Origin of the sequence: Acinetobacter lwoffii (assembly GCF_049367455.1) — a bacterium.
GTDB classification, from domain to species: domain Bacteria; phylum Pseudomonadota; class Gammaproteobacteria; order Pseudomonadales; family Moraxellaceae; genus Acinetobacter; species Acinetobacter lwoffii_W.
Genome location: NZ_JBMPXW010000001.1, coordinates 1,458,853 through 1,485,529, shown reverse-complemented (window position 1 = coordinate 1,485,529; position 26,677 = coordinate 1,458,853). Strand labels below are relative to the sequence as shown.

The following is a 26,677-nucleotide window of genomic DNA, read 5'->3' as shown; positions in this document are numbered from 1 at the left end:
TCAGTTAAAAATTCGGATTCATCGCTGCTGATGTCCGTGTATTTTATTCTCATCCTATCCTGCTGTTGTGTTCTGAATAGCTTGTTCTGCTATCCGCTGGATTCAGTATTTTGTATAAATCTTAAATTTAATCTGGGTCGACGCTTGAATTTTTACACCCTGCCCCGATTTCTTTAGGTAATCAAGAACTTCACAACCATGGCAGTTCAGCATAAACGCAGTGAACACTGAGGCCTAAGGACTGTACATGTTTAAGAACCCATTTAAACGGAGTAAATCAATGGCGACTGAGCAAAACGAGCAAGCTCAACAACTTGAGCAAGAGCAAGCGGAACAAGATACAGCGCAAACTCAAGCTGAAACCGAGCAGGCTGAAGTTTCCGTTGAGTCTTTACAAGAGCAGATTGCGCAGCTTGAAGGTGATTTAAAGTTAGAAAAAGCCCGTACCGCCAATGCAGTTTATGAAGCACAAAAGAGTGTTGAACGTATTCAGCGTGAATCTGAAAAGCATAAAGATACGGTTCTGGAAAAATTCTCTAAAGAGCTTCTAGAAACAGTCGACAATCTAGAGCGTGCCATTGTGGCTGCAGGTGAAGAGCAAACACCATTGCGTGAAGGTGTTGAACTGACCCTTAAATCTTTATTGCATACCTTGGAGAAATTTGGGGTTGTGGCAGTGGATACCAACAACGGTTTCAATGCTGACCTGCATCAGGCAGTCGGGATTGATCCAAATGCCAAAGCAAATGAAATTGGGACTGTTTTGCAAAAAGGCTACACGCTTAACAGTCGCTTATTGCGTCCTGCCATGGTGATGGTCGGCGCTTAAGCCAAATAAATTCGGGAGTTTGTGAAATTTTTCAAAAATTTTACTTGAAAAAAATCGAACGGCTCTCATATCGGATAACAAGTGTAAATCACAAAAAAATTTTAGAGGAAACATCCAAATGGCTAAAATCATTGGTATTGACTTAGGTACTACAAACTCATGTGTTGCAGTACTTGAAGGCGACAAAGTTAAAGTAATCGAAAACGCTGAAGGCGCGCGTACCACTCCATCTATTATTGCCTATAAAGATGGCGAAATTCTGGTAGGTCAATCTGCAAAGCGTCAAGCAGTAACGAATCCGAAAAATACATTGTTCGCGATCAAACGTTTGATCGGTCGTCGTTATGAAGACCAAGCGGTACAAAAAGATATCGGTTTAGTTCCTTACAAAATCATCAAAGCAGACAACGGTGATGCTTGGGTTGATGTCAACGACAAAAAATTGGCGCCACAACAGGTTTCTGCTGAAATCTTGAAAAAGATGAAGAAAACTGCTGAAGATTACCTGGGCGAAACAGTCACTGAAGCGGTGATTACTGTTCCTGCTTACTTCAACGATGCACAACGTCAAGCAACTAAAGATGCAGGTAAAATTGCAGGTTTAGAAGTTAAACGTATCATCAACGAGCCAACTGCTGCGGCACTTGCGTTCGGTATGGACAAGAAAGAAGGCGACCGTAAAATCGCGGTTTATGACTTGGGTGGTGGTACTTTCGACGTTTCAATCATTGAAATTGCGGACCTTGATGGCGACCAGCAAATTGAAGTATTGTCGACTAACGGTGATACATTCCTAGGTGGTGAAGACTTCGATAACGCGTTAATCGAGTTCCTGGTTGAAGAGTTCAAGAAAGAACAAAACTTTAACCTGAAACAAGATCCACTGGCGTTACAGCGTTTAAAAGAAGCTGCGGAGAAAGCGAAAATCGAGCTTTCTTCTTCAAATGCAACTGAAATCAACCTTCCATACATCACTGCTGATGCGACTGGTCCTAAACACTTAGTGATCAACGTAACACGTGCAAAATTAGAAGGTCTGGTTGCTGACCTGGTTGCGCGTACCATTGAGCCTTGCCGTATTGCGCTTAAAGATGCTGGTCTTTCGACTTCTGACATCTCTGACGTGATCCTAGTGGGTGGTCAATCACGTATGCCAATGGTTCAACAGAAGGTTCAAGAGTTCTTCGGTAAAGAGCCACGTAAAGACGTAAACCCTGACGAAGCAGTCGCCATGGGTGCTGCGATTCAAGGTGCGGTACTTTCAGGTGACAAAACTGACGTACTTCTACTTGACGTAACTCCGTTGACACTTGGTATTGAAACCATGGGCGGCGTGTTGACTGCAATCATCGAGAAAAACACCACGATTCCTGCGAAGAAATCTCAAGTGTTCTCAACTGCTGCGGACAACCAGCCTGCTGTAGACATTTCAGTTTACCAAGGTGAACGTAAAATGGCGCAGCAAAACAAACTGTTGGGTAACTTCCAGTTAGGTGACATTCCACCTGCTCCACGTGGGGTGCCACAAATTGAAGTATCTTTTGACATCAACGCTGATGGTATCTTGAAAGTATCTGCGAAAGACAAGAGCACTGGTAAAGAGCAATCGATCCAGATTAAAGCAAACTCAGGTTTGTCTGATGCTGAAATCGAAGCAATGATCAAAGATGCTGAAGCGAATGCTGAAGAAGACCGTAAGTTTGAAGAGCTTGCAAAAGCTCGTAACGAAGCGGATGCTTTAGTTGCTTCTTCACAAAAAGCAGTGAAAGATCTTGGCGAGCAAGTGACTGCAGACGAAAAAACTGCAATCGAAACTGCGGTTTCTGAGCTTGAAGCTGCAACTAAAGAAAATGACGTTGAAGACATCAAAGCGAAAACTGAAGCGCTGCAAAACATCATCATGCCAATTACACAACGTGCATATGAAGCAGCTCAAGGCCAAGGCGGTGCGCAAGGTTTCGACCCGAATGCATTCCAAGGCGGCGAAGGTCAATCTCAAAAAGCGGACGACGGCGTTGTAGATGCTGAGTTCACTGAAGTAAAAGATGACAAGAAATAATTTGTCGCTTTAACTGAAAAAACCGCGCGAAAGCGCGGTTTTTTATGTCTCGACTTAAAGGAATAAAATAAAAATTACCAAAATTTGATCGTATTTTCAGAAAAAGCTGTTTAAGTTAAATCAAACATTAAAATACCCTGAACCCATGAAAATTCTGATTTTGCTACCTTTACTGAGTTGCTTGGGCCTGACAGCGTGTACCTCACCTGTTTCATCTTTCCCTTCTCAGATCACTTCAACTCAATCGACTCAAGCCATTGCCCAATTATTTGATCAGGCGCAAAGTTCTGGCGTTTTAGTGATTCAGCGTGGTCAAAAAGTACAGGTCTATGGCAATGATTTAAGCCGTGCAGGTACCGAATATGTTCCAGCCTCTACTTTCAAAATGCTCAATGCCCTGATTGGTCTACAACATGGTAAAGCCACAACCAATGAGATTTTTAAATGGGATGGCAAGAAACGCAGTTTTGCAGCCTGGGAAAAAGACATGACGCTCGGCGAAGCCATGCAAGCTTCTGCTGTACCCGTCTATCAGGAACTGGCACGTCATATTGGTTTGGAATTAATGCAGCAGGAAGTACAACGCATCCAATTTGGTAATCAGCAGATTGGTCAGCAGGTCGATAACTTCTGGTTGGTAGGCCCTTTGAAAATCACTCCAAAACAGGAAGTCGAATTTGTCTCTGCTCTAGCCCGAGAGCAACTAGCCTTTGATCCTCAAGTCCAGCAGCAAGTCAAAGCCATGTTACTTCTACAGGAACGGCAAGCTTATCGCCTGTATGCCAAATCCGGTTGGGGCATGGATGTAGAACCGCAAGTCGGCTGGCTCACCGGGTGGGTCGAAACACCGCAGGCTGAAATCGTGGCATTTTCTCTAAATATGCAAATGCAAACCAATATGAATCCAGCCATTCGCCTTGAAATTTTACAGCAGGCTCTGGGCGAATTAGGGCTTTACCCAAAAGTGGGGCAGCAAAGCAAATAGGCATGGGAAAAGTATTAAAATTAAGCTATATTTTTAAAAAATAAACATTTAAATAAAAAATATGCGTCTTCTGCTCTGTCTGCTCGTGGTGGGATTGATCATGTCTGCCTATCTGCATATGCAGGCCAAAACCCATCCTCAACTGCGCTATAACTCGCTGGCTGATCGTTTGACTCATCCTTTCGATACCCGCTTACGTTTCCGGATTGATCAGGTCGATTCAGGCTTTGGACTGAGTAAAGATCAAGTGATTCAACTGAGCAAGGAAGCCATCGAGATCTGGCATCAGGGAAGCAATCGTGACGATTTGATGGTCTATGATGAAAATGCTAGGCTGAGTATTCACCTGATCTATGATCAGCGCCAGCAAGACTATGATGCCTTAAAGAAAGTCGAAAAACAGTTGCTGGCAGATGACGCCAAGTATCAACGTCAGGTCAAAAACCTGGAAGCATCCCATCAGCATCTGGAAAGTCAGCAGCAACGCCTGATCCAGCAAAGAGATCAGATCAATAGTGAATTTCAGGCCTTACAGCAACGACGCCGTCAGCCGAATTTATCTGCTTATGAGCGTGAGCAAATTGAATATGAAGTTTTGGCTTTACAGCGTAAATCGGAAAATTTTCAACGGGAACTTCAATACCTGCAGGAACAGCAAAGTTCCTTTAATATGAATGTTTCCATGCATCAACATGGTCTGCAAAATCATCAACAGAATATCATTCAAGCCCAACAGCGTTTCCCTGCCCGCGAATTTCATAAAGGTGTGTTTATGGGCAATCAAATTCATGTCTATCAATTTGATGCAGAAGATGATCTCCGCCTGACTCTGGCACATGAACTCGGACATGCCTTGGGTCTGTATCACCATAATGACCCGGAAGCACTGATGTATCCGGTGCTGGGTAAACAGAATCTGCAACACTTCCAGCTGCGACCTGCAGACAAGACCTTGCTTTATAACCGTTAAATGATCAGCTTGAATTCCTTAATTAATTTAAGTGTATAAGTATTATAAAAAACACTCTATTCTGATTTCATGTTATTGTGATTGGCTACATTGTTTAGGCCATCTTTGGAGATTCGTGTGAGTTACTACCATATTTTAATTGAAGTAAATGACCACATTAGTACGATTGATGAAACCCGTGATATCGAGATCTTTGATATCGAGGACATCCAACCCTATCTTCATTCGATTTTGCTGCCTTATTTCAATGAACAACTGATTGAACTCGACGATGAAAATCTGGAATATAAAGATATTCTGCATTTGGAAATCAAACAGACCTTATTGCCGATTAATGACCTGATCGAAGAAGAACAGCGTCTGTTGCCAAGCGATACTGACATTACCATTAGCGCCTATGAAATTTTTAATAACCGCGAGTTGAGTCAGGATGTCACCAGCGTGATCTTTGACCTGCTTGAAGCGGTAAAACTGGATAGCTAAACTTTCTCCAGATATAAAAAAAGTCCTCATTGAGAGGACTTTTTTTGTGCATGGATTTAGATCGAGAATGAAGATCCACAACCACAGGTCGTGGTCGCATTCGGGTTTTGTACCACGAAACGTGAACCTTCTAGACCTTCTAAATAATCTACAACTGAACCGACCAGATATTGATAACTCAATGAATCGACCAGGACTTTAACATCGCCATTGGCAAATTCTGCATCATCTTCATTCTGGCTTTCCGCAAAGTTAAAGCCATAAGAGAAACCTGAACAGCCGCCACCGGTCACATAGACACGGAGCATTAAGTCTTGGTTACCTTCACTGTCACGCAACTGGCGTACTTTATTTGCGGCATTGTCGGTGAGCACAAGCGCTTGGGCATTCATGGCGGATTCCTCTGTTGAATGGAATGTCTTTAAAAAGAAAAGACCATATTTAAGTATAGCACACTCAATATATGGTCAGTCTCTACAGATTAAAAGTCAAATCAGAGTAATTTTATCAGGATTATTTGTAGTTCTCATCCTGTAAGGCACATTCAAAATTTGTCGGATTCTGTTTGCAACGGAATTGCCACAGCAATTTCATCATGCGTTTGTCATAAACGCCGCGTTTGGTCAGGTCAATTCGGGAATCCCGCATCATTTTCTGATAACCTGGTTTATCTGCCGCAGGAATATCCATCCAGTATTTCGAAGGAATATCCGCTTTCATTTTACCCAAAATACCAAAGGCACGTGGTAACTGGCTCTTGACCCATTCACGTGATTTTTGTCCGTATCCTGCCGGGAATTTATCAGGACGGATAATAATATTACCTGTAACCTGCAATACCGGATAATTCACAATCGCACCTTTACTACCCAACCCTTTATGTAATTCTAAAGGCTTAAATGCTGCTGCTGGTGCACCAATAATATCCACTTGGCCATTGTTAAACTTGGCACCAAAATTGGTGACATCGGCACTCACTGCCTGTGCGCCGACCTGCTGTACCATGATTTTTTGTGCTTCATCATAATCAAGTACGGCAATTTTTTTACCGGCTGCTTTGGCAACGGTATTAATACTGCGGTCGTTCACTAACAGAAAAGCATCACCTACAGGAATGACACCGACTACCTCATATTTGCCTTGCAGCATATGTTTGGCAAAAGTTGGACTGGCCAGTCCCTGCATCACTTTAACCGCCAGATTCAGATCTGGAATTGCACCAATGGCATCGAGTGAACCAGTAAAATTATTAAATTGACGGCCACGCATACCGGTAACACTGATCCCATCACATTTCCCGGCTTTAAAATCTTCTGCAACCACCGCTTCATTGGTATTGACCCGCAGTTCGACATCTGCACCCCAGTTTTTGGCTGCCAACTGATAGTCTTTCATCACACTATAGACATCACCGTTTTTACCAACCAGATCAAATACGCAAATCACCTGTTTAGCTTGCGCCAGACCTGAAACAGCCAGTGTCGCCGTAGCCAATGCCAGTGCTTTCCATCCTCTATGCATCATCCTCATTTCCTTATCGCTTGTTTTTGTTATTGCACTTTTAGTCACATGTGATTGTTTTTTATATAAAACATGCGAATTTAATAGTTAATCAAGCTTAAGCTATTTTATTCGCTGCACAATGGCAGATCTGACCTGGTTCAGCCATAAAAAAAGCCTAGATCACTCTAAGCTTTTTGCTTTAAAAATCAGATTATTCGCCAGCCATTGAACATTCAAAGTTGGCCTTATCGACAGAACAACGGGCACGTTTTAATACTGACATCATGCTGGCATCATAGATTCCACGTTTGGTCATGTCCATCCGGCCATCACGTAACATTTTCTGATACTTGGTTTTATCTTCAACGTTCAGGTTCATTTTATATTTCGACGGAATACCGGCTTCCAGACGTTTGATCATGGCCATGCTCTTTGGCAGGTTTTTGATAAACCAGTCACGCGATTTCTGTCCAAAACCTGCGGGGAATTTTTCTGGACGAATCACAAAATCAGACGTCACATGCAGCACCGGGAAATTAAACATCGCGCCGTTGTTACCCAGACCTTTATAGATTTCTAATGGCTTGTAGGCATAGGCAGGCGCACCCACCATATCCACCTGACCATTGTTAAATTTGGCCACAAAGTTGGACACATCGGAAATCACGGCCTGTGCACCGACGCGCTGTACCATGATTTTCTGGGCATCGTCATAGCCGAGTACGGCGAATTTCTTCCCTGCGGCTTTTTCAATCGAATTGATATTCTTGTCACGGACGAAAATAAATGCCGAACCTAAAGGCGAAATACCGGCGATTTCATATTTTTTGCCGCCCATATTGGTTACCATTTTCGCGGCATTACGTTTGTCCAGAGCAAAACTGATCGCACGCTGGGCAATGGCATTACTTGGTGCACCGCCCAGTGCGTCAATAGAACCGGCAAATTTATTGTATTGACGGGCACGCATGGCGGTCATAAATACTCCATCACATTTACCTGCCTTAAAATCATTGTCGGCAACCGCTTCATCCTGACGGGCAATCAGATTGATTTCTGCGCCCCAGCCTTTTGCAGCCAGTGCCCATTCTTGCGCCATCTGGAAAGACTCACCGGATTTACCCAGTAAGTCAAACACACAGATATCGACTTTTTCTGCATGTGCTGCACTTGCAAAACCAAATGCAGAAAATGCAGCCAATGATAAGAGTGTTTTTTTCATTGTAGTGATCCTTTGAAATCTTGTTATTCGCTGAGTGTCCGTACACGGGACAAATATTAAGCAAGTTTAATTAAAAAAAATAGAGCATTTACTCCATTTAAAGCCGACATTTTGGCCTATAAAGATAAATCAGCAGGAGTTGTCTCAGTTATTTTTAAATATATAATTAAATATCAATGTCTTAATATTTAAAATTGTTTTCTTATAATTACATTAAGCCAGTTATAGTTACAAAGATATACATCTTTGCAGATTTATTCACCACTAATCGAACACTCAAAATTAGTTCTTTCTACCGTACAGCGGGCACGCTTCAATACTGTCATCATGCTGGGATCATAAATACCTTGTCGAGTTAAATCGATGCGGCCTTCGCGCAAAATCTTCTGATAGGCGAGGCGATCTTCACGGCTTAGATTCAAAATATATTTGCTTGGAATTTCAGCTTCCATGCGCTTGACCATCGCAAAGCTGCGCGGTAACTGTTTCACAAACCAGTTTCGGGATTGTGCGGCAAAGCTTGCCGGAAACTTCTCCTGACGAATGATCAGGTCTGCGGTGACATTTATCACGGGAAAGTTAATCATGGCACCTTTACTACCCAAACCTTTTCCCAGTTCGAGCGGTTTAAAGGCATAAGCCGGTGCAGCGACAATATCCACTTCGCCCTGATTAAACTTGCGAATAAAATTGGAAATTTCCGACATCACCGGTATAGCTTCAATCCGGTCGACCATGATTTTTTGCGCATAATCATAATGCAGCACGGCAAATTTCTTGCCTTTGACCTGTTCCAGTTTATTTAGAGTACGATCACGAACAAAAATATAGGCCGGACCAATCTGACCAATACCCGCCACTTCGAATTTTTCTTTGCCAACCTGAGTGATCAGGCGTTTACTATTGCGTTTATCCAGCACATAGCTGATGGCTTTCATGGCAATATCATTATTCGGCACGCCGCCAATCGCATCAATTGATCCGGCAAATTTGTTATAGGCGCGGGCACGCATCGAGGTCATATAGAAGGCATCACATTTTCCTGCTTTGACGTCCTGATCGACCTTGGCTTCATCCTGATAGGCAAGCAATTGAACATCCGCATTCCAAGCTTTTGCAGCTAAGGCCCATTCTTCCAGTAATTTAAACGATTCGCCAGACTTGCCCAGCAAATCAAAAACACAGACATTCACTCTGGCTTGAGTTGAAGTCGACACCAACAGCCCCAGTGCAGACAAAATTAGACATCCCTTTTTCATTTTTATTTGGCTCTAGCGTATTTTTTGCATCATCAGCTGGGACTATAAACCACTGTTCACGCACAAAATAGAGTTTTTACTCAACTTGTGTGTCAGCCTTCTCTTGATTGATAGAGCTTACCAACCCATTCATTTCAGCAAAAATCGTAAGATTTTTCATTTTCACAGGGCTTTCCATTAGAATAGGCGCATCTTATTTCTTAGCTTTGATTTCTCAATGATTCAGTTAGACCAGTTATCTATACGTCGCGGTGGACGTGTTTTATTTCAAAAAGCGTCGATGCAGTTACACCCGGGATGGAAAATTGGCCTAACCGGTGTGAATGGTGCCGGGAAATCAACCCTGTTTTCAGCCTTGCTCGGCGGCATGGAATCGGACACCGGTTCGCTGACCCGACCTGCGGTATGGACCGTAGCGCATATGGCTCAGGAAATCAAAGCACTGAATATGAAAGCCATTGATTTCGTCTTGTCGGGCGATGAAGAATACTGGGATATTCAGCAGAAACTCGATCAACCGGATCAACTGGATGATGCAGAACTGGCTCATTTATATGGCCGTTTTGATGAAATTTCAGGTTATTCTGCTCCTGCCAAAGCTTCACAACTGATGGCTGGTCTGGGCTTCTTTGAACATCAATCACAGCTGGATGTTTCAAGTTTTTCCGGTGGCTGGCGTATGCGTTTAAACTTGGCGCGTACCTTAATGAGCCGCTCGGACTTACTGCTCCTCGATGAACCGACCAACCATCTGGACTTGGATGCGATTCTCTGGCTAGAAGACTGGCTGAAAGCCTATGAAGGCACCTTGGTGCTGATTTCGCATGACCGGGACTTCCTCGATGCGATTACCGACCATATTTTACATATCGAAAATCAGGAACTCATTTTATATACTGGTAACTATTCGACTTTCGAGCGTACCCGTAGTGAACGTCTGGCGCAGCAGCAACAGGCGTATGAAAAGCAGCTGGAAACCCGCGCGCATCTGCAAAAATATATTGACCGTTTTAAAGCACAAGCGACCAAAGCCAAACAGGCACAGAGCCGGATCAAACAGCTGGAACGAATGCAGGAACTATCTGCAGCCCATGTCGATACGCCATTTACCTTCAGTTTCCGTGAACCGACCAAAATGAGTTCGCCGTTATTGCAACTGGAACATGCCGATATCGGTTATGGCGACAAGCTGATTGTGACCAATGTAAATTTACAGATCACGCCCAACAGCCGGATCGGTTTGCTCGGGATGAATGGTGCCGGTAAATCCACGCTGATTAAATCGCTGGTCGGTGACCTGAAACTGATTCAGGGCCTGCGTAAAGATTCAGAGCTACTGAATATTGGTTATTTTGCCCAGCATCAGATGGATGCACTGGATGGTAATGCCAGTCCGATGTTACAGCTGGCACGTATTGCCGATAAAAAAATCAGTGAAGCCAGCCTGCGTTCTTTCTTGGGTAGTTTCGGTTTTAGTGGCGAACGTATGGATACGCCGAGTGAAAGTTTTTCGGGTGGTGAACGTGCACGTTTGGCCCTAGCGCTGATTGTTTGGCAGCGTCCGAATGTACTGATTCTGGATGAGCCGACCAACCATTTAGACCTGGATATGCGTCATGCACTGACTATGGCTTTACAAGATTTCCAAGGCGCGGTGGTTCTGGTTTCGCATGAACGTCAGCTCATCGCCAGTGTCTGTGACGAACTGCTACTGGTACATAATGGTCAATGCCGAGAATTTGACGGCGATCTCACCGCCTATGCTGACTGGTTACGCCAAGCCCGTATTGAAATGATCAAAAATGGACAGAAGCCAGCAGAACCGGTGAAATCCCAAGTCGAAGTCAAACCCACCATTTCCAAACTGGACAAGGAAGCACAACGTAAGGAAGCTGCTCGCCAGCGGGAACTAAGTCGTCCGATTCGCAAGAATATTGAAAAATGCGAAGCACAGATGGCCAAACTGCAGCCACGACTGGCTGAAATTGAAAGCTTGCTGGGTGACAGTGCTTTATACGAAGCATCACGTAAAAATGATTTGCTGAAACTGATGAATGAGCAAACCGAGCTAAAAGCCAAACTGGAAACAGCCGAAGAGCAAATGCTGGAACTGATGATGGAACTGGAAAGTCTGGAACAGTCTTTCTAAAGCTCTTTTAGTAAGATTTAATATAAGAGAGATGGGTAACCAGCGTTGCTCATCTCTTTTTTATTCACTATTTTTAATGTTTTCTCTTCCATTTTCCCCCCTGTATTTTTTCATCTACGTCTAGATGTTTCTTTAATTCTGTTCTTTTCTATTCATTCGACACATAAGGTCATGAATTACACAAACCCTATATAAGTTTATTTTTTAAACAGTTGGATGCCTTATTTCATACATTAATTTACAGCGCGCTGTTTCATCCTAAGGCTCTAATACAAGTGTTTTTTAATTTTTGGCAGCCTTGCTACGAGTCTGTTTAATGTTGAACTAGAGAGAGGAAATCCGCATGCGTGCTCTTACCTATCATGGTGCTCGGGATGTACGAGTTGAATCCGTTCCAGATCCAGTGATTCAGGAACCAGATGACGTTATTTTAAGGGTGACAGCCACCGCCATCTGTGGCTCAGATCTGCATTTATACCGGGGCAAAATCCCAGCTACTGAAGACGGTGATATTTTCGGCCATGAATTTATGGGAATTGTAGAAGAAGTCGGCCCTGAAGTAACCGAAGTCAAAAAAGGTGACCGGGTGATTATTCCCTTTGTGATTGCATGCGGTCACTGTTTTTTCTGTGAACATGAACTCATGGCTGCCTGTGAAAATACCAATACTGGCCGTGGTGCAATTCTCAATAAAAAACAGATTCCACCAGGTGCAGCTTTATTTGGCTTTAGCCATCTGTATGGGGGTATACCGGGTGGTCAGGCCGAATATGTGCGGATTCCCAAGGGCAATGTCGGACCATTTAAAGTACCAGGTTCCCTGCCTGATGAAAAAGTATTATTCCTGACCGATATTCTGCCAACCGCGTGGCAAGCAGTAAACAATGCCCAAGTTGGTCGAGGTTCCAGTGTGGCGATTTATGGTGCCGGTCCGGTCGGTCTGCTGGCTGCTGCCTGCGCGCGGATGCTCGGTGCCGAGCAGATCTTTATGGTCGATCACCATCCTTACCGTCTGCGTTTCGCACATCAAACCTATGGGGTAATTCCTGTCAATTTTGATGAAGTCGATGCTGCTGAATTTATCATTCAAAACACCACAGGTTATCGTGGAGTCGATGCCGTCATTGATGCGGTCGGTTTTGAAGCCAAAGGCAGCATGCTGGAAACCGTAATGACCAACCTGAAATTAGAAGGTTCGAGTGGTTCAGCGCTAAGACAATGTATTGCAGCGGTCCGCCGCGGCGGTGTAGTGAGTGTACCAGGCGTTTATGCTGGTCCAATTCATGGCTTCCTGTTTGGTGATGCCTTTGACAAAGGTTTGACCTTTAAAATGGGACAAACCCATGTGCATAATTACTTGCCGCAGTTGCTAGAACATATTGAAAATGGAGATCTGTCTCCAGATCTGATTATTACCCATCGCATGAAACTGGAAGATGCTGCGGAAGGTTACCGTATTTTTGATAAAAAGGAAGAAGACTGTCGTAAAGTCATTCTAACACCATAAATATGATTAAAAAAAAGCGCCGTCAGGCGCTTTTTTATTTTTCATCGTCATTTTATCAATCCTCTTTTTCTTGTTCCTAATCAATATCATTTCAGCGATTCCCTCCCTCTTTTCTATCGAGTAATAAAAGAAATGCCCGATTTTCAATAATGAAATCAAGAAATAACTCAAAAATGAGAAATAAAAAAGTTAAGCAAAAATCGATAAAAGTATGATTTTAAATAAAAATGAAAGTTCACTTGATTATTAAATCAATTATGTAGTTTAGCTACATCTTGAGTTTTTAGTTAACAATATGTTCCACGGTAATGATTAGAGAAACTACACTATATTTACAAGTATTTAATTTATAATAATTTTTTATTTTAAAACCAATCCAAGGAATAGTCTGGTCATACTAGCAATATATCGCCAAATCTAGCTTTAAATTTAAAATGCTATTTTAAATTTAAAAACACTTATCCACAAGATAATCGATTTTAAATTTGAATTTAAAATAAAGAATTAATACGTGGATTAAAGCTTGCGGAAAAATACTATCTTATTCACATAAAAATTATGGATAACTTTAGAGTTATCCACATCTCTGATCAGGCTTTCTAGATGCTTGAAGCAATATTATTCACGTATTATTTAGCGTATTAGACCAAGTTTCTTATAAGCTATTGAAAATTTAAAATTTAGTTTTAGCAGCTTTTTATTTATTTTTGAGATATTAGATCTTCTGAATAGGCGATTTATTATTTTTTAGTCGAATCCACCTAAAGTATTCGATCTGTTTTTATTACACGCATCTTTAAATACCACTTTGACTGATCCAGTTTTCACCTAGTGTCGTGAACTGCATGCAAACTTCTCATCGTATAAAGAACGTCTTTCTACCTCACTTTCCTATTCAAAAATTATTTTAGAAGTTCTGATGCAGATCATTTTTATAACGATAGATTCACTCCAGATTTCAGGTATTCTCCCGAGTTGGTAATCTCTATACATAAACCCTTTCTTAGAGTCGATTTGGCTTACTCAACTTGGCTTTTTAAAACCTAAATGAACCCGTTCCATATCTAAAAATCGGTCCAAAATTACTTTATTTTGCCTAGCTCACAGGATATGAGTAAAAAAATTGGTCTAAAAAAAGCGCCTCGAAAGGCGCTTTTTTATATCTGATTTTATCCTGAAGGGTTATGCATCAATATCTGCATTCAAGGCATTTTCTTCAATGAAAGCACGACGTGGTTCTACGTCATCGCCCATCAAGCAAGAGAACATACGATCCGCTTCAATCGCATCGGTAACTGTCACTTGCAGCATGTTACGGTTGTCTGGATCCATGGTGGTTTCCCACAACTGTTCCGCATTCATCTCACCCAGACCTTTATAGCGCTGGATCATCATGCCACGACGTGAGTCCTGCAAGATATGTTGCCAAACCTGATGGAAATTGCTGACCTGAATCTTGCGATCGCCTTTTTGCAAATATGCACCCTCTTCAAGCAGACTAAACCAGCTCTTTGAATTCTTTAATAAACGTGCATATTCACTTGAACCTAACAGTACTGAGTCTAACAGGTAGCTATGTGGCAAGTTATGTACATAGATCGTGATACGTGGCAACCAGCTTGCAGTTTTTTGACCATCTGCCAGTTCTTTTTCAAAACGCTCCAGGGTTAATTCTGGACGTAATGTTGGCTGAATGGCTTCAATCGCTGCACGCAGATTCTCACCCCATGTTTCCACATAGGTTTTGTCTTCCAGCTGATCCAGCTTAAAACCTTCCAGTGAAAGTAGTGCATCAAGCAGACTCGCAGGATAACGCTGGGTCAAACGTGCCAAGCTCTTCTGGGAAGTCTGATAATCGGCAATCACATTCGCCAGTGCTTCACCACGAATCGCAGGCGCTTCTGCACTGACATGCAGTTCCAGCTCATCAATCGCATTCGAAATCAGGTAAGTTTCCAGTGCATCATTGTCCTTGATGTACTGTTCCTGCTTGCCTTTTTTCAGCTTGTATAGTGGTGGCTGTGCGATATAAATATGACCACGTTCCACAAGTTCCGGCATTTGACGGAAGAAGAAGGTCAACAGCAGCGTACGGATGTGTGAACCATCCACGTCAGCATCGGTCATGATGATGATTTTGTGATAACGCAGTTTGTCTGGATTATATTCTTCACGACCAATACCACAGCCGAGTGCAGTAATCAGCGTACCGACTTCAGCAGAGGAAATCATGCGGTCAAAACGGGCACGTTCCACGTTCAGGATCTTACCTTTCAGCGGTAAAATCGCCTGCATTTTACGGTTACGACCTTGCTTGGCCGAACCACCTGCAGAGTCACCCTCGACCAGGTACAGTTCAGACAAAGCTGGATCTTTTTCCTGACAATCGGCCAGTTTACCTGGAAGACCGGCAATATCCAGCGCACTCTTACGACGTGTCATTTCGCGTGCTTTACGCGCTGCATCACGTGCACGCGCTGCATCAATAATCTTGCCGGCAATGGCCTTGGCTGCTTGTGGATTTTCCAATAAATATTCAGAAAATGCCTTGTTCATGGCCTGTTCAACAGCGGTTTTTACTTCACTCGACACCAGTTTTTCTTTGGTCTGTGAAGAGAATTTTGGATCAGGTACTTTGACTGACACGATGGCAGTCAGGCCTTCACGCGCATCATCACCCGATACCGCGACTTTTTCCTTTTTCAGGATATTTTCGCTGTCCATGTAGTTATTTAAACCACGGGTCAACGCAGCACGGAAACCGGCCAGATGCGTACCACCATCCTTTTGCGGGATGTTATTGGTAAAGCAACGTACATTTTCCTGATAAGAATCATTCCACTGCAATGCGACTTCTACCGTAATACCGTTGTCAGCCTGTGCAGCAGTGAAATGAAAAATATCATTCAGGTGAGTTTTGCCTTCGTTAATGTATTTAACGAACTCAGATAAACCACCTTCATAATCAAAGACATGCTCAGCATTAATGCGTTCGTCACGCAGCACAATACGTACACCCGCGTTCAGGAACGACAGTTCACGCAAACGACGCGCCAAAATATCAACATTAAAAATGGTCTGACTGAACGTCTCGGCACTTGGCCAGAAACGGACACGAGTACCGGTTCTATCGGTATCGCCCACTACTTTTAATGGATATTGAGAATCGCCATGACGGTATTCTTGTTCATGAATTTTACCGGCACGGTGAATGGTCAATTCGAGTTTTTCAGACAGCGCATTCACCACTGAAACACCGACACCATGCAGACCGCCAGACACTTTATAACTGTTGTCGTCGAACTTACCACCGGCATGCAGAATGGTTAAAATCACCTCTGCTGCAGACACACCTTCTTCAGGGTGAATGTCAGTCGGAATACCACGACCATTATCAGAAACTGAAACCGATTCATCTTCATGGATGGTGACTATAATTTCATCACAGTGGCCCGCCAAGGCTTCGTCAATCGAGTTGTCGACTACTTCGAACACCATGTGGTGCAGGCCTGTACCATCGTCTGTGTCACCAATGTACATGCCCGGACGCTTACGTACTGCGTCTAAACCACGTAATACCTTGATGCTAGAGGAATCATAAGCCTTTTCAATGGTTTGTTCTGTTTGAGAAGCAGCTTGATCTTCTGAACTCATGGTTTCTCCCTAGTGAAAAATAGGTCTATCCAAAGATGGGTAAAACTCAAAAAATATTATTGCACAACTTGAACTGTACCGTTTTCAACACTGAATAACTGATATGAGATAGACAAATCATGTAAGTGCTTTTGTACTGATTCATGGTCTAAGGTGGTAATAAAAACTTGACTACCAAGTTGGCTCAATCGCTCAATTAAACGTTGTTGTGCGGTTAAATCTAATTCTGCTGTCACATCATCTAATAATACCACAGTTTCCTTATTACAAGAATGTAGCATTGCGATTTGCGACAGTTTTAGTGCGATCATTAGCAGCTTTTTCTGTCCGCGCGACAGGATCACATCGGCATCACCCATCGGGGTCTTTAAACGCAAATCTGCGCGATGTGGGCCATATTCGGTATAACGTCGCTCACAGTCTTTTTCATGCTGGTTGGTCAGGTCATTTAGCAGGCCGGTTTCACTGTGAAAACCCGGACTGTATTCCAGACTGACTTGCAGGTCAGGTAATAACTGTTTCAGGTCATCTTCAAAAAATGGCTTCCATTGTTCCACGATGCCGACACGTTGTGAGTGCAGGATTTCACCATATTCACTCAGCATCTGGTTCCACGGTTCCAGATCAGACAGACTCAGAAACCGTTTGCTTTTGAGCAGACTGTTTCGCTGTTTCAGCGCACGCGAATAATATTGCCAGGCATGATAAAACTTTGGTTCCACGTGGAACATCAACCAGTCGAGCAATTGACGTCGTGGTTTAGCCCCATGATCGATAATATCAGTACTTTGTGGGTCAATCAGCTGCAAAGGTAACAGTTTGGCCAGTTGCCCCTGAGTCGCGACCAGATCACCATTGACCTTGATCAGTTGCTCCCCACTGGCCATTTTTTGCATGCCAATTTTTTCAGTCGCAGATTGTGCAAACACAATCGCATCTTGGGCGCCATGCTGGATATAGTTTTTAGGGATATGGGTACGGAAAGAACGACCAGCAGCCAGTAAATGAATCGCCTCTAAAATCGAGGTTTTACCTGAACCATTCTGGCCATAAAAAACATTAAACGGCTGCAATCCTTGGAGAGCAACCGTCTTTAAATTCCGCACACGCTCAATATGTAAACGCGTAATATGCATGTCTTATATGAGTATCAACAGCCGCGGCTTAAACACGCATCGGCATGACGACATAAGTCTGATCCGTATGCGCCGGGTCCTGTACCAAGACCGACTGGTTGGCTTCAGTCATGGTCATTGACACATCATCGCCATCCAGCACACCGAGGACTTCAATCAGATACTGCGCATTAAATGACATTTCTAGCGGTGAATCAGCATATTGAATCGCCAGATCTTCAATCGCTTCATCCTGCTCCGGGTTATTGGCACGAAGTTGCAAAGAGTCAGCATTGAAGTTCAAAAACACACCGCGAAGTTTTTCATTACTTAAAATCGCCACACGTTGCAAAGACTGCTTGAATACGTCATGCGCGATCATCACCACTTTGTCGCCCCCACGTGGAATCACACGGCGATAATCCGGGAACTTACCATCAATCAGCTTGGTGGTGAAACGCACGGTAATATCCGACTGTTCCTTGTCACGGCTTGGCATCTTGATGGTCACATTGAGCAGTTCACGACCAATCAATAGAGATAATTGTTCATCTTCAACGCTGAGCAGGCGCTGTAATTCTGCAACGGCCTTACGTGGCACAATCGCCTGAATCGGTTGTGTTGCAGTAGATTGAGCCACTGTTTCACACAGTGCCAGACGGTGGCCATCGGTGGTCACAGCACGCAACTGATTGGCATCAATTTCCAACAAAGTACCGGTCAGATAAAAACGCACATCCTGAACTGCCATGGCAAAGGCGGTTTTTTCGAACAGGCGTTTAAGTTCACGCTGTGTCACCGTCACTTGCGTGCCTTGGGTGTTTTCAGTGTTCAGTAATGGATAATCATCAGCAGGCAAGGTACCCAGTACAAAACGACTGTTGCCTGATTTAAGGATGCAGCGCTGATCTTCAGTAATATGCAAATCCACCAATGCCGCTGAAGGAAGTGACTTACAGATATCAATCAGCTTACGTGCAGGAACTGTGGTCTCGCCTTCCTGTAAACATGCACCTTCAGCCAGTGCTGTACTCGCCACCAGTTCGACTTCCAGGTCGGAACCGGTCACGGTCAATGCTTGCGCAGCCACCTGAATTTTCAGGTTAGACAGGATATTCAAGGTATGGCGACGTTCAACCGCTCCTACGACATGTGAGAGAACATTCAGTAAGCTTTCTTTCGCGATTTTTAAACGCACGGTGCATTCCTCTAAAGCTGAAGATTAATATAGAAAAAGTGATTTTTTTGACGGTTTACTATGCGGCAAAAGCAGCCGCATAGCAAGAATAGAATTTGAGCGATTTAGGTCAACTTTGCAACAGACGCTGCAGGTTTTTATAGTCTTCGTTAAAGATCGGATCTTCTTCACGCAGGCTTTGTACTTTCTCGCAGGCATGCATCACGGTACTGTGATCACGACCGCCAAAAGCCATGCCAATTTCCGGAAAACTGTCGCCGGTGAGTTCACGGGCCAGCCCCATCGCCAGCTGACGTGGGCGGGCATAAATCCGGGTACGTTTTGGACCGACCAGTTCTTTCAGTGGAATCCGGAAATACTCACTCACCACACGCTGAATATTTTCAGTACTGATGGTACGGGCACGAATTGCCAGCACATCTTTTAAAGATTCACGCACCACATCCAGATCAATTGGCGTACCTTTAAAACGTGAAATCGCCACCACTTTGTTCAGCGCACCTTCCAGCTCACGCACGTTAGCCACCACCTGCTGGGCAATAAACAGCGCACAGTTACGTGGTAAATCGACCTGGTTGCTTTCTGCTTTTTTCAGCAGAATTTCAATTCGGGTTTCAATATCGGGTGGTTCAACCCCGACCGACAAGCCCCAAGAAAAACGTGAAACCAGACGTGGATCCAGTTCGGTTAGTTCTTTAGGATAACGATCCGAAGTCAGAATAATCTGTTTGGACTCATCCAGCAGTGCATTAAAGGTGTAGAAAAACTCGACCAAGCTGGCTTCTTTACCGGCCAACAAGTGAATATCATCAACCAGTAATAAATCCAGAGAACGGCAGTTTTTCTTAAACTCTTCGACTTTACCCTGCTGTAACGAGCTGACAAAGTCCTGTACAAAACTTTCTGCGGTCATGTACATGACACGTGCATTTGGCTTGGCCTGCAACAATGCATTACCGACCGCCTGCATCAAGTGAGTTTTACCCAGACCGGTCGGACCATATAAAAATAAGGGGTTGTGCTGTGAAGCACCCAGCTGGGTCAGTACCTTGCGACAGGTTTCTGCCGCCATCTGGTTAGATCGGCCTTCCACAAACAGCGAGAAGGTAAACAATGGATTCAACTGACGTCTACGGCTATTTTTGCCGCTGTCTTCTTTTTCTTTCTTCGGTTTCGGCACTGGCATCGGTGTCGAGGTCAATGCCGCAGTCGTGGTCGCCGGTTGTTCACTGGCAGATAAAATCGCCCCTGGACGTGAATCGACCAAAATCTCGACCTTGCGTACCCGTCCTTCAGACAACTGTTCTGCCAGAATCGTAATCAGTTCCAGATGATGTTCTTGAATGTAACGCGTCCAGTAAGGATTAGGTGCATACAAACGCAAGCTGTCTTCCAGCTCTTCTGCAACCAATGGGCGAATCCACATTGTAAAGACATTTCCAGAGAGCTCTTGTCGCAGGCGATTTAAGCAGTCCGTCCAAAGCATGTGAATCCCCTATTCATTCCATTGTTCATTCAAAAAAGATGACCGCGACCAAAAGCGGGTCGCCATTCTAACCAAGTTATCCACATCTGTCATGGCAATTTCCACAAAAACTGTGCAAAAAGAAATCACCATGCATAAATTTAAATTTAAAACCCAGTGTGGATAAGTTTATCCGCAAGCTGTGGATAAAATATATCACAAAGTTATCCACAAAGTATAAAATTAATAACAACAGTTTTATCCACAATATAAGTTCATGTTTAAATAAATAAAAAGTGGATTATCCATAGAAAAAGCGCTCCCTAATAGTAATAAATTTAAATTTATAAATTTGAATTTATTTATAAGATCACCGGTTTTTGTGGATAACTCAAAAAACTTCAAATTTAAATTCAAAACTGTAAGTTAAATTTAAACTCTGGATAACATGTGGATAACTTTGTTGATAGAGTTGTTTATAACTTATATATATTTATATAACAATAACTTAATTTGTGATTAACTTGAATTGAACTATTTTTTATTCAGTTCTCTGAAAAACCAGAGGCTTTATCTTTTTTGATCTTATTTGAAAAGAAAACCGCTTTTGCATTGACAGCTCAAGCAATGAGCACTAAAATCGCGGACCTTCATAGAAAGATCATTTTTTGGAGTTTCAATATGAAACGTACATTCCAACCGTCTGAATTAAAGCGTAAGCGTGTTCATGGTTTCCGTGCTCGTATGGCTACTAAAGCTGGTCGTCAAGTATTAGCTCGCCGTCGTGCAAAAGGTCGTCATAGCTTAACTGTTTAATCAGTTACGCTAAGACGATTTTGGGTGTTATGACAAAACTTTATAGTTTTGGCACAGAGTTGCGATTACGCTGTGCTGCCGATTATAAAGGTGTCTTTGATGGTGCGCTTTTTAAAGTGCATCAACCCCATTTCTTATTTCTTGCAAAACATTCCGAACTGCCAAATAGCCGTTTGGGTTTAGTTGTTGCCAAGAAGAAAGTGCGACGCGCACACGAAAGAAATCGAGTAAAACGACTTGCTCGCGAAAGTTTTCGCCTGCATCAACAGCAATTAGATGACTTAGACATTGTAATCATGCCGAAAATGGGTATTGAAGCAGTGCCTAATGCAGAATTGCACCAGCAATTACAATTTGCCTGGCAGAAACTTAACCGTCTTGCCAAAAAGCATTCAAAAATAGCCCCCTCCCCACAAAAGTAGAGTTGGCCAATGGTACGTTTACTGCATTGGTTGATCCGTTTCTATCAGATTGCGATTAGTCCTCTTCTTGGACCGCGCTGTCGTTATATTCCAACTTGTTCTCAATATTCCTTGGAAGCAGTCCAGATGCATGGCGCTGGGCGTGGAGTGTGGCTGGCTACTAAACGTATTTGCCGTTGTCATCCGTGGGGGGGCTCGGGATATGATCCTGTTCCCTCAAAAGCGATTCGTTTTATTTCATTTCAGCAAATAGATTCTCAAACGCTTCACGTTGCTGTACCCTTTCGTGATCGTTTATTGAACCAAAATCACTCTCACCACTTGGGGTAATACATATGCAACAATGGGCCAGGATTGCAATTCTCGGAGCCATGTTTGTTGTCGCATATTTGCTCATTTTGGCGTGGCAAAAAGATTATGGAAATGCTGAAACAAAACCGCAGCAGGAAACTGCTGTTGTTTCGCATGACGTATCTGCAGATTTGCCAAATGGTCAGACGGCTACAGTTGCCTCTGATCTGCCACAAGCAAATGTGCCAGCACAGCAAGCCACGGATGCCACAGCACCTGTAAGTCAGCAGCTTATTTCAGTACAAACTGACCTTTATCACCTTTGGATCAATCCTAAGGGTGGTGATATTGTTCGTATTGAATTACTCAATCATGACAAGAACAAAGACAGCGATGAACCGTTCGTGATGCTGGAAAGCGATGCGAAACGTACTTATGTCGCCCAGTCTGGCCTGATCGGTCTGAATGGACCGGACAGCAGCCGTAACGGCCGTCCAATGTATGAGCTGGAAAAAACGGCTTATACTCTGGCAGATGCGAAAACAGTCAAATCCAAAGATGGTGAAAACCTGAAAGTATTGTCTGTACCGCTAGTGTTTAAAACCGCTGACGGGATCGAGATTATCAAGACCTTCAATTTCACTGAAGGTGAATATCCGGTCGTGGTAAATCACAAAGTGGTTAACCGCAGTGGCCAGACTTGGCAAGGTCAGATGTTCGGTCAGATCAAACGGGATAACTCGGAAGATCCAGGCAAATCTGATCAGGGGATCTTCACGCTGGGAACATTCCTGGGCGGTGCATGGGGTACCCCGGACGAGCAGTACAACAAGCTCAAATTCGACAACTTTGTTGAAGAAAAAGTCAGTACTGAAGCGACAGGTGGTTGGGTGGCAATGGTACAGCACTACTTTGTCAGTGCATGGGTTCCAGGTCAGCTGAAGTTGACTCAAGGCAATGGCGAAGCTTATAGCGCCAAGCTTGAATCACGTAAATCAACCGATAACATGAACATCATCGGTTTTACTTCACCAACGTTTAATGTACCAGCAGGTACAGTGGCTGAAATTGATGCGACTTTCTATTCAGGTCCAAAAATCCAGTCAGAACTGAAAGATTTGGCTGCGGGTTTAAACCAGACCGTTGATTATGGCTGGTTATGGCCAATCGCGAAATTGCTGTTCGTGGGTCTTGAATTCTTCCATGGTCTGGTGGGTAACTGGGGCTGGGCAATTATTCTGTTGACCATCCTGGTGAAAGTGATCCTGTGGCCATTGTCGTCGAAGAGCTATCGCTCGATGGCGAAAATGCGGGTGATTGCGCCAGAAATGCAACGCATGAAAGAAGAGTTCGGTGAAGACCGGATGCGCTTCTCTCAAGAAATGATGGCATTGTACAAACGTGAACAGGTCAATCCGCTTGCCGGCTGTTTACCGCTGTTATTACAAATGCCGATTTTCCTGGCCTTGTATTGGGTATTAATGGAATCTGTGGAACTGCGTCATGCGCCATGGATGCTGTGGATTCAGGATTTATCTTCAATGGATCCATGGTTTATTTTGCCGTTGTTGATGGGCTTAACGATGTATATCCAACAGTCGTTAAATCCACAACCAACTGATCCAATGCAGGCGAAAGTCTTCAAGTTTATGCCGATCATCTTTACCGTATTCTTGTTGTTCTTCCCGGCAGGCTTGGTTCTGTACTGGATCGTCAACAACTTGATCACGATTCTGCAACAAACTTTGATTAACAAGTCTGTTGCCAAAGATCGCGCGAAACGTGATGAGGCCACTCCAGTCAACTAAGTTGTACGGATAGGCTGAATAAATCCGCTTAAGATGGTAATCTTAGGCGGATTTTTTTTGGCTGTACTTTTGAGTCTTTGCAGGTGAATTTTATGCTCAACCGAACCACAACTATTGCTGCGATTGCAACTCCACCAGGACGTGGCGGCGTTGGGGTGATTCGCCTGTCAGGTCCGAAATCCTATGAAATTGCCCAGCAACTGACGCAAAAAGAGCTGCCCAAAGCCCGTTTTGCCGGTTTCCGCCAGTTCTACGATGCAGCAGGCGAAGTCATGGATGAAGGACTGGCGATTTGCTTCCCGAATCCAAACTCATTTACCGGTGAAGATGTAGTGGAGCTACAAGGTCATGGCGGTCCGGTGATTCAGAATGCTCTGCTTGGCCGTTTGCTGGAGCTCGGAGCAACTGCAGCCAAAGCTGGTGAATTCTCCATGCGTGCCTTTGAAAATGGCAAGCTGGATCTGGTGCAGGCTGAAGCAATTGCCGACCTGATTGATGCAACTTCGCAAGCGGCTGCACGTTCTGCGGTACGTTCACTGCAAGGCGCGTTTTCGACCAAAGTCAATGCAGTTCTTGAGCAGCTGATTCATCTGCGTCTGCATGTGGAAGCCGCGATTGATTTCCCGGAAGAAGAAATCGACTTTCTGGCGGATGGCAAAATTTTAAATCTGCTGGATGGTGTATCCAGTGCAGTCACTCAAGTACAGCAATCCGCACGTCAAGGACAGCTTCTACGTGAAGGTTTGCAAGTCGTAATTGCAGGTAAACCGAATGCCGGTAAATCCTCTCTACTGAATGCGCTGGCCGGAATTGAACGCGCGATTGTGACCGATATTGCTGGCACCACCCGTGATGTGCTGCATGAGAAAATTACCTTAAATGGCTTACCGATTACCCTGACCGATACGGCTGGTCTGCGTGAAACCGGTGATATCGTGGAAAAGGAAGGGATTCGCCGCGCGATTAAGGAAATTGAACAGGCAGATTTATTACTGTTGGTTTATGACTTAAGCCAGGGTGAAGATCCGCTACAACTCGCCCAAGAATATTTTGCCGAACATATCGAGCCAAAACGTTTGATGCTGATTGGCAATAAATGCGACCTGACCGGTGCTGAAGCCGTGATTGGCGATTTAAATGGTTTCCGGCATATTGCAGTCTCTGCCAAGCAGGAAACCGGTGTTCAAGCGCTCATAGAGGCGATTACAGCGCATGCAGGCTTCCAGCCTGAGGAAGACACCTTTATTGCACGTACCCGTCATTTAGACGCAATGAAGCGCACTCAGCTCTATCTGGCTGAAGCGTGTGAACAACTGGTGGTGTATAACGCCGGTGAACTGGTGGCGGAGTCCTTACGTCTGGCGCAAAATGCCTTGGGTGAGATCACGGGTGATTTCAGTGCAGATGATCTGCTGGGCAAGATCTTCGGTTCATTTTGTATTGGTAAATAATTATTTAATAAAACATCAAAAAAGCCCTCAACTGAGGGCTTTTTTTAGGCTGGTAGGCGGGATTTTTGATACGCCCACCACAGCGCAAAACACAGCAAACTAATCGCGATGCAAAAGCTGATTACGGCGAAATCCAGCCCCCAATGATCGGCCAGATAACCCACGGCAATGATAGGGACAATAGTGCCCAGATAGGCAATAAACAGATAGGTTGACATGACGGCTGCACGGTTGTCTAAGCTGGTCATTTGATGAATCAGGGCAAAAGCACCCATCAGGGCAAAACCATGGCCAATTCCAAAGCAAATATCACTGATAAAAAATAGCAGGCTGATTTTCGAATACATACATAGCGCTAAAACCATCAGGCTCAAGCACATCATCATTAGGCCGATATTCAGACATTTAGACGCTGCGACCGCTTTGGTTATAAACTGCACGATCACTGAAACCACTAAGATACTGGTAATGGCCAGTCCGCTGACCAGAGGGCCATGCCAAGGTAAAATATTTCGGACAAAGGATGGCGACAGGGAAGCAAACAGGCTAAAGGCGGCAAAGGCACTAAAAGCTGTCACTGCAATAATCATAAACACACGATGAAACTGGGCTTCAGGTCGTTGCAGTTTAGGCGCCATGCTAAAGGGCTGAACCTCAAACTTGGGTGCTTTAATCCAGAACAGGCCAATCAGACACAATACGGCACCCAGAATAATCGGCAAATATGGCATCACCAAAGGCGCAGCGGAAAACTGCGCAATCACGCCACCGACCAAAGGTCCCAAACCAAAACCCATTGCGGTGATGATTGAAATCAGTTGTGGTGCAGTGTGTTTATGGCTTTCCGGGATGGTATGCATTAAACCCATCATGGCAGAAGTGGTCATCAGGCCCGAGGCAATCCCAATAATAAAACGGCCAATCGAGAGGATCAGTGCATTCTGGGCAAAAACGGAAATGATGAGACCTAAGGTGATTAGTGCCAGACCAATTTGCAGGGTCCGTAAAAATCCGATGCTGTTACTGGTCCTGCCCAAAAACAACAAGGTCGAGAGACAGCCAAACATATAGGCGACAAAAATGTAGGTGATCTGGCTGGGAAGCAAATGCCAGAGCTGTTGATAAATCGGATAAAGCGGACTGGCCAAAGCAGTACCAATCGTTCCCATCATTAAAGCCAGGCTGACCATCAAGAACGGTCGCCAGCTGGTCGTTATTGTCATGAACATGCCGTTATAGTGTTGATCCTTGGCCAATCCATGTCAGGGCGTAGCGAGGAAAATAAAAAGTGTCTGCAGTTTAGAATGGATGCAGAAAATCGGTCAAGGTTGAATGAGTAAGATATTTATCATTTAAAATATTTTAAATATATAAAACAATTATTTATTATGAATATTGATGTGTTTTCTAGATATATTGAAGTTAAATATAATGCTATACATTATGTTCCACGTGAAACATGGTGAGCTTGTTTAATTGAGTGTAAACAGT

General features: G+C 43.9%; 21 protein-coding genes. 12 read left to right on the top strand and 9 right to left on the bottom strand.

Going from position 1 to position 26,677, the window contains the following annotated elements; translation table 11 throughout:
- The first annotated feature begins 280 nt into the window (after positions 1–280).
- The 5 genes from grpE to ACO1B7_RS07075 all read left to right on the top strand — a co-directional run bounded on the left by grpE (position 281) and on the right by ACO1B7_RS07075 (position 5,326).
- Positions 281–829, top strand: a complete 549-nt coding sequence (gene grpE, locus ACO1B7_RS07095; protein WP_004647116.1) for a nucleotide exchange factor GrpE — start codon at positions 281–283, stop codon at positions 827–829.
- Between the two features lie 118 nt (positions 830–947).
- Positions 948–2,888 (top strand): molecular chaperone DnaK, encoded by a 1,941-nt coding sequence (gene dnaK, locus ACO1B7_RS07090; RefSeq protein ID WP_114541700.1) that lies wholly within the window; start codon positions 948–950, stop codon positions 2,886–2,888.
- A 145-nt stretch (positions 2,889–3,033) separates the two neighbouring features.
- Positions 3,034–3,873 (top strand): OXA-134 family carbapenem-hydrolyzing class D beta-lactamase OXA-646, encoded by an 840-nt coding sequence (locus tag ACO1B7_RS07085; protein ID WP_039902635.1) that lies wholly within the window; start codon positions 3,034–3,036, stop codon positions 3,871–3,873.
- Between the two features lie 61 nt (positions 3,874–3,934).
- Positions 3,935–4,843 (top strand): matrixin family metalloprotease, encoded by a 909-nt coding sequence (locus ACO1B7_RS07080; RefSeq protein WP_420937808.1) that lies wholly within the window; start codon positions 3,935–3,937, stop codon positions 4,841–4,843.
- Positions 4,844–4,948: 105 nt separating this feature from the next.
- Complete coding sequence (locus tag ACO1B7_RS07075) at positions 4,949–5,326, top strand: hypothetical protein (RefSeq protein ID WP_162924842.1); 378 nt, start codon at positions 4,949–4,951, stop codon at positions 5,324–5,326.
- 56 nt (positions 5,327–5,382) lie between these two features.
- Here the strand turns inward: ACO1B7_RS07075 and erpA are convergent, their stop codons facing one another.
- From erpA to ACO1B7_RS07055, 4 genes are all read right to left on the bottom strand, one after another.
- The gene (gene erpA, locus ACO1B7_RS07070; RefSeq protein WP_004281944.1) at positions 5,383–5,718 is read right to left on the bottom strand and encodes an iron-sulfur cluster insertion protein ErpA; all 336 of its coding nucleotides are present in this window, start codon (positions 5,716–5,718) and stop codon (positions 5,383–5,385) included.
- Positions 5,719–5,839: 121 nt separating this feature from the next.
- Entirely contained in the window at positions 5,840–6,847 is a 1,008-nt protein-coding gene (locus ACO1B7_RS07065) for a putative solute-binding protein (protein WP_423090306.1), read from the bottom strand.
- A 193-nt stretch (positions 6,848–7,040) separates the two neighbouring features.
- On the bottom strand, positions 7,041–8,051 hold the full coding sequence (locus ACO1B7_RS07060) for a putative solute-binding protein (protein WP_005104963.1): 1,011 nt from the start codon (positions 8,049–8,051) through the stop codon (positions 7,041–7,043).
- A gap of 254 nt (positions 8,052–8,305) precedes the next feature.
- The gene (locus ACO1B7_RS07055; RefSeq protein ID WP_423089942.1) at positions 8,306–9,310 is read right to left on the bottom strand and encodes a putative solute-binding protein; all 1,005 of its coding nucleotides are present in this window, start codon (positions 9,308–9,310) and stop codon (positions 8,306–8,308) included.
- A 217-nt stretch (positions 9,311–9,527) separates the two neighbouring features.
- Between ACO1B7_RS07055 and ACO1B7_RS07050 the strand changes: the two genes are divergently transcribed.
- Entirely contained in the window at positions 9,528–11,459 is a 1,932-nt protein-coding gene (locus ACO1B7_RS07050) for an ATP-binding cassette domain-containing protein (protein WP_180039049.1), read from the top strand.
- A gap of 343 nt (positions 11,460–11,802) precedes the next feature.
- The gene (locus ACO1B7_RS07045; RefSeq protein ID WP_001202407.1) at positions 11,803–12,966 is read left to right on the top strand and encodes a zinc-dependent alcohol dehydrogenase; all 1,164 of its coding nucleotides are present in this window, start codon (positions 11,803–11,805) and stop codon (positions 12,964–12,966) included.
- 1,182 nt (positions 12,967–14,148) lie between these two features.
- Here ACO1B7_RS07045 and gyrB read toward each other — a convergent pair.
- The 4 genes from gyrB to dnaA form a co-directional block, all read right to left on the bottom strand.
- The gene (gene gyrB / locus ACO1B7_RS07040; protein WP_180181358.1) at positions 14,149–16,620 is read right to left on the bottom strand and encodes a DNA topoisomerase (ATP-hydrolyzing) subunit B; all 2,472 of its coding nucleotides are present in this window, start codon (positions 16,618–16,620) and stop codon (positions 14,149–14,151) included.
- Between the two features lie 56 nt (positions 16,621–16,676).
- Entirely contained in the window at positions 16,677–17,756 is a 1,080-nt protein-coding gene (gene recF / locus ACO1B7_RS07035) for a DNA replication/repair protein RecF (protein WP_313564607.1), read from the bottom strand.
- A gap of 28 nt (positions 17,757–17,784) precedes the next feature.
- Entirely contained in the window at positions 17,785–18,933 is a 1,149-nt protein-coding gene (dnaN, locus tag ACO1B7_RS07030) for a DNA polymerase III subunit beta (protein ID WP_423089941.1), read from the bottom strand.
- A 109-nt stretch (positions 18,934–19,042) separates the two neighbouring features.
- Complete coding sequence (dnaA, locus tag ACO1B7_RS07025; RefSeq protein WP_004281934.1) at positions 19,043–20,419, bottom strand: chromosomal replication initiator protein DnaA; 1,377 nt, start codon at positions 20,417–20,419, stop codon at positions 19,043–19,045.
- A gap of 660 nt (positions 20,420–21,079) precedes the next feature.
- Here dnaA and rpmH point away from each other — a divergent pair.
- The 5 genes from rpmH to mnmE all read left to right on the top strand — a co-directional run bounded on the left by rpmH (position 21,080) and on the right by mnmE (position 25,186).
- A complete protein-coding gene (gene rpmH / locus ACO1B7_RS07020) occupies positions 21,080–21,214 on the top strand; it encodes a 50S ribosomal protein L34 (RefSeq protein WP_000831329.1) in 135 nt (44 codons plus the stop codon).
- 29 nt (positions 21,215–21,243) lie between these two features.
- Positions 21,244–21,636: a ribonuclease P protein component gene (gene rnpA, locus ACO1B7_RS07015; RefSeq protein ID WP_180087488.1), complete on the top strand. Its 393-nt coding sequence runs from the start codon at positions 21,244–21,246 to the stop codon at positions 21,634–21,636.
- 9 nt (positions 21,637–21,645) lie between these two features.
- Positions 21,646–21,966: a membrane protein insertion efficiency factor YidD gene (yidD, locus tag ACO1B7_RS07010; RefSeq protein ID WP_004281931.1), complete on the top strand. Its 321-nt coding sequence runs from the start codon at positions 21,646–21,648 to the stop codon at positions 21,964–21,966.
- Between the two features lie 5 nt (positions 21,967–21,971).
- Positions 21,972–23,735, top strand: coding sequence for a membrane protein insertase YidC (gene yidC, locus ACO1B7_RS07005; RefSeq protein WP_005245552.1), 1,764 nt, complete (start codon positions 21,972–21,974; stop codon positions 23,733–23,735).
- Between the two features lie 92 nt (positions 23,736–23,827).
- On the top strand, positions 23,828–25,186 hold the full coding sequence (mnmE, locus tag ACO1B7_RS07000; protein WP_004281929.1) for a tRNA uridine-5-carboxymethylaminomethyl(34) synthesis GTPase MnmE: 1,359 nt from the start codon (positions 23,828–23,830) through the stop codon (positions 25,184–25,186).
- 44 nt (positions 25,187–25,230) lie between these two features.
- Here mnmE and ACO1B7_RS06995 read toward each other — a convergent pair whose 3' ends face one another.
- Positions 25,231–26,409 (bottom strand): MFS transporter, encoded by a 1,179-nt coding sequence (locus tag ACO1B7_RS06995; protein WP_479766373.1) that lies wholly within the window; start codon positions 26,407–26,409, stop codon positions 25,231–25,233.
- Between the last annotated feature and the right edge of the window lie 268 nt (positions 26,410–26,677).